Here is a 7630-nt window from a genome sequence, read left to right on the forward strand (position 1 = left end):
AATTTACTTTCCAAACAAACCGGTTCTTTCTATTTTATAGCTGAATTGATTGTAGATCTCGAGTTGGAATACGATACGCCGGTTACCGATCACTGCGGAAGCTGTACCGCTTGTTTAGACGCCTGTCCAACTGATGCTATTGTAGACCCTTACAAGGTAGATGGGAGTAAATGTATCTCTTATTTCACGATAGAGCTAAAAGATGAACTGCCTAACTCCTATAAAAACCAGTTTGAAGACTGGATGTTTGGCTGTGATATTTGCCAGGATGTTTGCCCGTGGAACCGTTTTTCAAAACCTCACAACGAACCATTGTTTAATCCGCATCCAGAATTATTAGAAAAAGATAAACAGGGTTGGGAAGAACTTACCAAAGAGACTTTTAATGAGATCTTTAGAAAATCGGCTGTAAAGAGAACCAAATTTGAAGGTTTAAAGAGGAATATTAAATTTATAGGCAAATTATGTTGAAGTTTTAACTTCAGTAAATTGTCAGAATCATTAGAATTTATAAGCTTTTCAGGCTAAAACAGCTCCTCTTTTATTAAATTTTCATTAAAATACGGGAGATGGAATAATCCGTCAATTTTCTGAATTTTAAGTTTTCTTTTTTCCGCTAGAGTTCAATATTGAAACCAAGCTTGCTACCTTTGTAGTTAGTAGAAAAATTAAATTATGAGCAATAATCCTAGAAAAAGAAGAGAAGCACTGGTTTACCACGCCAAACCCAAGCCCGGGAAAATAGAGGTAGTACCTACAAAAAAATATGCAACACAAAGGGATCTTTCCCTGGCATATTCCCCTGGGGTGGCAGAACCTTGCCTGGAGATAGAAAAAGATAAAGAAAACGCTTATAAATATACTACAAAAGGAAACCTCGTTGCCGTTATCTCTAACGGAACCGCTGTTTTAGGTCTTGGAGATATTGGTCCTGAAGCCTCTAAGCCGGTTATGGAGGGTAAAGGTTTGCTCTTTAAGATTTTTGCCGATATTGATGTTTTTGATATTGAAGTAGATACTAAAGATGTAGATAAATTCATTGAAACGGTTAAAAATATCGCTCCTACTTTCGGCGGAATTAACCTTGAAGATATTAAAGCTCCCGAAGCTTTTGAGATAGAAAAGCGATTAAAAGCTGAGCTGGATATTCCCGTAATGCATGACGATCAGCACGGGACGGCCATCATTTCGGCTGCGGCTTTGCTAAATGCACTGGAGCTTGCTAAGAAAAAGATGGAAAAAGTGAAGATTGTGATAAGCGGTGCCGGTGCGGCAGCGGTTTCATGTACTAAACTTTATAAAGCTTTTGGAGCAAAAGCTGAAAATATTATAATGACAGATAGTAAGGGCGTAATTAGAAAAGATCGTCCAAATCTTTCTGAAGAAAAAATAGAGTTTGCTACATCCAGGAAAATAGATACCCTGGAAGAAGCCATGAAAGATGCCGATGTATTTGTTGGACTTTCTATCGCCGATATTGTTTCTCCAGAGATGCTAAAAAGTATGGCGAAACGCCCTATCGTTTTTGCCATGGCCAATCCAAATCCCGAGATTGATTATCAACTGGCAATGGATACCCGTAAGGATATTATTATGGCTACGGGAAGAAGTGACCACCCCAACCAGGTGAACAATGTACTTGGATTTCCGTTTATTTTCAGGGGAGCTTTAGATGTTAGGGCCACAAAGATTAACGAAGAAATGAAAATGGCCGCGGTAAAAGCTTTAGCCGAAATGGCTAAGGAACCCGTACCCGAGCAGGTGAATATCGCTTATGGAGAAACCCGTTTAAATTTTGGTTCAGATTATATTATTCCAAAGCCATTTGATCCGCGTTTAATTGCTAAAGTACCTCCGGCAGTGGCCAGGGCTGCAATGGAAAGTGGTGTGGCGAGACAACCTATTCAGGATTGGGATAGGTATGAAGAAGAACTGCTTGAAAGAATGGGAAGTGATAACAAGATCACAAGGTTATTGCTAAACCGTGCAAAAATGAATCCTAAACGAATTGTTTTTGCTGAAGCCGATCATCTTGATGTGCTTAAAGCTGCACAAATTGTGCACGATGAAGGAATCGCTATTCCAATTTTACTGGGCCGCAGAAAGCTTATTGAAGAATTAATGGCAGAAATAGACTTCCACGAAGAAGTTGCTATTATAGACCCAAAATCTGATGAGGAAGAAGAGCATAGAAAAGCTTACGCGCAGGTTTATTGGAAGACGAGAAACCGTAGCGGTGTAACGCTTTATGATGCCGAAAAACTAATGCGGGAACGTAACTATTTTGCCGCCATGATGGTTAACGAAGGTGATGCCGATGGCTTGCTTTCAGGATATTCCAGGGCCTATCCTGCAGTAGTAAAACCTATGCTGGAACTTATTGGAATGGCTCCGGGAGTAACACGTGTAGCTGCCACCAACCTTATGAATACGTCTAGAGGTCCTCTTTTTATAAGTGATACTTCTATTAATATAGATCCGCCGGCAAAAGATCTTGCTAAAATTGCCCAAATGACGGCGAGAACTGTGCAGCTGTTTGGTTTGGAGCCGGTAGTTGCTATGATGTCTTATGCCAATTTTGGTTCATCTAAAGATCCGCGTGCTACAAAAGTGAAAGAAGCTGTTTCTTATTTACACCGTAATCATCCTGAACTAAATGTAGATGGAGAGTTACAGGCCGATTTCGCGCTTAACCGTGAAATGCTTCAAAATAAGTTCCCATTTTCAAAACTGGCAGGGAAAAAAGTAAATACTTTAATTTATCCTAATCTTGATTCAGCCAACAGTACTTACAAACTCATAAAGGAGCTGAACAAAGTAGACTCTATTGGGCCGATTATGATGGGAATGCGTAGGCCGGTGCATATTCTTCAGCTCGGCGCAAGTGTAGAAGAAATTGTGAATATGACTGCGGTAACTGTAGTTGATGCACAGGAAAAAGAAAAGAAACAAAAGAAGTAAGCTTACAAATTCGTACATAAGTAGAATTATTTCAATTTTGAGGTAAGTCCGAAGGATTTTTAAATTCGCTTATCGAGTAAAATAAGTTGCATATACAGTAGTTAAGCCCGAAGCAAAGATTTCGGGCTTAATTTTTATTTACTACATTTGGCTCGTTAAGTTTAAAATTTTATGATTCATCATCTTAAGGGGCAATTAATAGAGAAGAATCCTACCTACATAGTAATCGCTTGCAACGGCGTGGGGTACATGGTCAATATTTCTCTTCATACTTTTTCTCTCATACCAGATTCAGAAAATATAAGTATTTACACCCATTTACATGTTAAGGAAGATTCCCATACGCTTTATGGTTTTTATCAAAAGTCTGAAAGGGATATTTTTAGGCTGCTAATTTCGGTTTCGGGTGTGGGTACCAGTACGGCCAGGACAATGTTATCTTCTTTAGAACCCAACCAGGTTAAAGATGCTATTGCAAATGGCGATGTTCCCACCATACAAAGTGTAAAAGGAATTGGTGCTAAAACCGCACAGCGGGTAATTTTGGATCTAAAAGATAAAATATTGAAAGTCTATGGGGAAGACGAAGTTTTTGTTCCTCAGGACAATACTATAAAAGAAGAAGCGTTATCTGCATTAGAGACTCTCGGCTTCGCAAGAAAGCAGGCTACAAGGGTAGTAGATAAGATAATGAAAGATTCTAACAGCCCTACCGTAGAATCTATTATAAAAATGGCTCTTAAAAATTTGTAAAGAATTGAGGCACAATTACTGGAAATTGTCAACTTCGGTTAAGCTCAGCTTGTTGTTGTCATTGATAATTTCATTGATTTCCACTGCACAAGAAACCCCTCAGGATACCACCGAAACCGGGTATACTTTGGGTGAAATAACGCTGCCTGATTCTGAATTAATCTCTTCTTTCTACGAATACGATCCTATTTTAGACCGGTATATTTATCGGGAGCAGTTGGGAGATTTAGATCTTTCTATTCCTTTAATTTTAACACCTGAAGAATACGAAAACCTGGTCTTAGATGAAGAAATGCGCAATTATTTTAAACAGAAAATTGATGCGCAGGCCGGGCGAAAAGAAGGAGCAGCGGAAATTCAGCGAGACTTATTGCCAGATTTTTACGTAAATAATAGTTTTTTTGAAAGTATTTTTGGTGGTTCAGAAATTAATATTGTTCCGCAGGGAACAGTAGAGATGGATTTGGGCTTGCTTTACACCAAACAGGATAACCCGGCTTTTTCTCCCAGGAACAGGCAAAACCTCACTTTCGATTTCGATCAGCGAATTAGTTTAAGCCTGCTTGGGCAAATTGGAGAACGTTTGCAAATTACCGCCAATTACGATACCGAATCTACATTTGATTTTCAAAATCAATTAAAGTTAGAATACACACCAACCGAAGATGATATTGTAAGAAAAATTGAAGTAGGAAATGTAAATATGCCGCTCAATAACGCGCTAATGCAGGGCGCACAAAGTTTGTTCGGATTTAAAACCGAATTACAATTTGGAAAAACCCGAATTACCGGTGTTTTTTCTGAACAGAAATCAGAACGAAGAACGGTAAATGTTGAAGGTGGCTCTACGGTAGAAGAATTTGAAAAGTTTGCCCTGGATTACGACCAGGATCGTCACTTTTTCCTTTCTCATTATTTTAGAGACAACTATGATGAGGCGCTTAAAAATTATCCTTTTATAAATACCAATATTCAAATTAAAAGGGTGCAGGTTTGGGTAACCAATAGAACCAATAATGTTCAAAACCTAACCGATACGAGGAATATCGTCGCTATTCAGGATTTGGGAGAAACTAATTTACCGGGAAATATAGGTTTAGATAACATCCCAGCAGGGTTTTTTAATCAGCCAGGAGGAAGTTTTCCAGATAACGAGAATAACGATTTTAATCCATTTGGTATAAATGGTTCGGCAGAATCTGTTCTTACGTCCGCAATTAGAGATGTGGCAACGGTAGATAACGGTTTTGGCGGAGTTCAGGTTTCAGAAGGGCTGGATTATGTAAAGTTGGAGAATGCAAGACAATTGCAGCCCAATGAGTATAGTTTGAACACCCAACTTGGTTATATTTCCTTAAACCAGCGATTAAGCAATGATGAAATTTTAGCCATCGCCTTTCAGTATACGGTAAACGGTGAAGTTTACCAGGTTGGAGAATTCGCCAACGATGGCGTGAATGCAACAGGAGACAATAATCCTGCTCAAAACCCAACACAAGATCCCAATGAGCCCGTAACCAACCAGAGAATAAACCAGAACCTGGTGGTTAAAATGCTAAAAAGCACCATTACAAATGTAGATGAGCCTGTTTGGGATTTAATGATGAAAAATATTTATAGTCTTGGCGCTTATCAATTAGAGCGGGAAGATTTTAGAATGAATATTTTATATACAGATCCGCAGCCACTAAATTATATAAAACCTGCTGGGGATGGCTCGGTGCCATTGCCTGAAGATGTTAGGGAAACCCCATTGCTTAGGGTTTTTAACCTCGATAAATTAAATAACAATAACGACCCTATAAATGGTGGAGATGGTTTCTTTGATTATGTGCCTGGTCTAACAATAGATCCACAAAATGGAAATATAATTTTTACTTCGGTAGAACCCTTTGGGCGGCATTTATTTGAAAAACTTGATAACTCCCCCAATACGGGAACCGAAGATTATAATAACCCTGAAACCTGGAATGCCAATCAACAAAAATATGTTTTTAGGTCTTTATATCGAACCACGAAAACACAGGCAGAACAGGAGGATGCCGATAAGAATAAATTTCAGTTAAAAGGGAGATATAAATCGGGCGAAGTTGAAGGAATTCCTATTGGCTTTAACCTTCCGCCAGGATCTGTTACCGTAACTGCCGGGGGTAGGCTGTTGCAGGAAGGTGTAGATTATGTAGTGAATTATGAATTGGGAAGAGTTCAAATTATAGACGAAGCTTTGTTAGCTTCAGATATTCCAATCCAGGTAAATACCGAAAATAATGCCTTGTTTGGACAGCAAACCAAACGTTTTACAGGGATAAATGTAGAACATCAGTTTAATGAAAATTTCCTGGTTGGTGCTACTTTCCTAAACCTCAAGGAACGCCCGCTAACCCAAAAAGCAAATTATAGTTACGAGCCCATAAATAATTCAATTTTCGGTTTTAATGTGAATTATTCTACCGAGGTTCCTTTGTTTACAAGGCTGGTAAATAAGTTGCCCAACATAGATACCGATGTACCTTCTAACTTTTCGGTAACTGGAGAATTTGCCTATTTACAACCTGGGGCACCGGCAATTAACGATTTTCAGGGAAAAGCAACCACCTATATAGACGATTTTGAAGCAGCGCAAACTACAATAGATATTAGTGCTCCTTTAAGTTGGGAATTAAGTAGTGTTCCGCTTGGGTATGGTGGGGAACGCGCCAATGGCGATGTTAAGGTGGGTGATAAAAGGGCGAAATTGGCCTGGTATACTATAGATCCTATTTTTTATAGCAGTAACCGCCCCAATGGGATTACAGATAACGATATTTCTACCTACGCAACAAGAAGGGTTGCCTTAAGTGAAATATTTCCCAATACCGATGTAGTGCAAGGGCAGCCACAGGTGGTGTACACTATGGATGTAGCTTATTTTCCTGAAGAACGCGGGCCATATAATTTTAACCCTGCAACCACAAATGGATCCCTGCCCAATCCTTCGGAAAGTTTTGGAGGAATAATGCGCGGAATAAATACTACCAATTTTGAACAAAGCAATGTAGAGTTTATAGAATTTTGGGTAATGGACCCTTATATTTATTCTGAAAATCGGGGAAATTCAGCGGGAACTATCAATTTTAATTTAGGGAATATTTCTGAAGATGTTCTGAAAGATGGCCGTAAACAATATGAAAACGGTTTGCCCGCTAGTGGTGGCGCAGAAAATACCATAGAAACACAGGTTGCCAAAGTCCCTGCAGACCAATCTTTAATTTATGCTTTTGATTCTGAAGGGGAAGAGCGAACCAATCAGGATGTGGGTTATGATGGTCTTTCAGATGTGCAAGAATCACTAAAATTTCCTGAATTCAGCAATTTACCCGATCCTGCAGCAGATAATTACGAGTATTTTCTAAATACCGACGGCGATATAGTTAATCGCTACCGGAATTATAACGGGCCAGATGGCAACTCGCCGCCAGAAGTTGGCGATACCAATAGGGGAAATACCACATTGCCAACTACTGAAGATGTGAACCGGGATAACACAATGAACACTATAGATAGTTATTTTGAATATAAAATACCTTTCTTCCCGGGGATGGGCGTAGAAAATAATCAATATATAACTGACGAGAAAGAACTTACCACCACGCTTAGAAATGGAAATGAACTCCCTGTGCGCTGGCTTCAGTTTAAAATTCCAATTTACGAGCCTACAGATGCTAAAGGAGGTATAGCCGATTATAGATCTATTCGTTTTATGAGAATGTTTCTTAGTGGCTTTGAAGAAGAAACTTTATTGCGCTTTGGAACTATGGAATTGGTGAGAGGCGACTACCGAAGGTATAATCGCGGTTTAAGAGATAGAAATATTCTTCCGGAAAATCAAAACACTCTTTTTGAAGTTTCAGCAGTAAATATTGAGGAAAACGAAAAT

At 39.1% G+C, this 7630-nt stretch carries 4 protein-coding genes; all 4 read left to right on the forward strand.

Annotation, left to right across the window (positions count from 1 at the left end; translation table 11 throughout):
* The coding region (locus tag AACZ30_RS11745) for a 4Fe-4S double cluster binding domain-containing protein (protein ID WP_339649531.1) at window positions 1-471 on the forward strand (471 nt) is incomplete at its 5' end.
* Window positions 472-675: 204 nt separating this feature from the next.
* Entirely contained in the window at window positions 676-2961 is a 2286-nt protein-coding gene (locus AACZ30_RS11750; RefSeq protein WP_093305046.1) for an NADP-dependent malic enzyme, read from the forward strand.
* 171 nt (window positions 2962-3132) lie between these two features.
* Window positions 3133-3714 (forward strand): Holliday junction branch migration protein RuvA, encoded by a 582-nt coding sequence (ruvA, locus tag AACZ30_RS11755; RefSeq protein ID WP_075325653.1) that lies wholly within the window; start codon window positions 3133-3135, stop codon window positions 3712-3714.
* Window positions 3715-3778: 64 nt separating this feature from the next.
* The coding region (gene sprA / locus AACZ30_RS11760; protein ID WP_339649536.1) for a cell surface protein SprA at window positions 3779-7630 on the forward strand (3852 nt) is incomplete at its 3' end.

This window comes from uncultured Salegentibacter sp., assembly GCF_963972535.1.
GTDB lineage: Bacteria > Bacteroidota > Bacteroidia > Flavobacteriales > Flavobacteriaceae > Salegentibacter.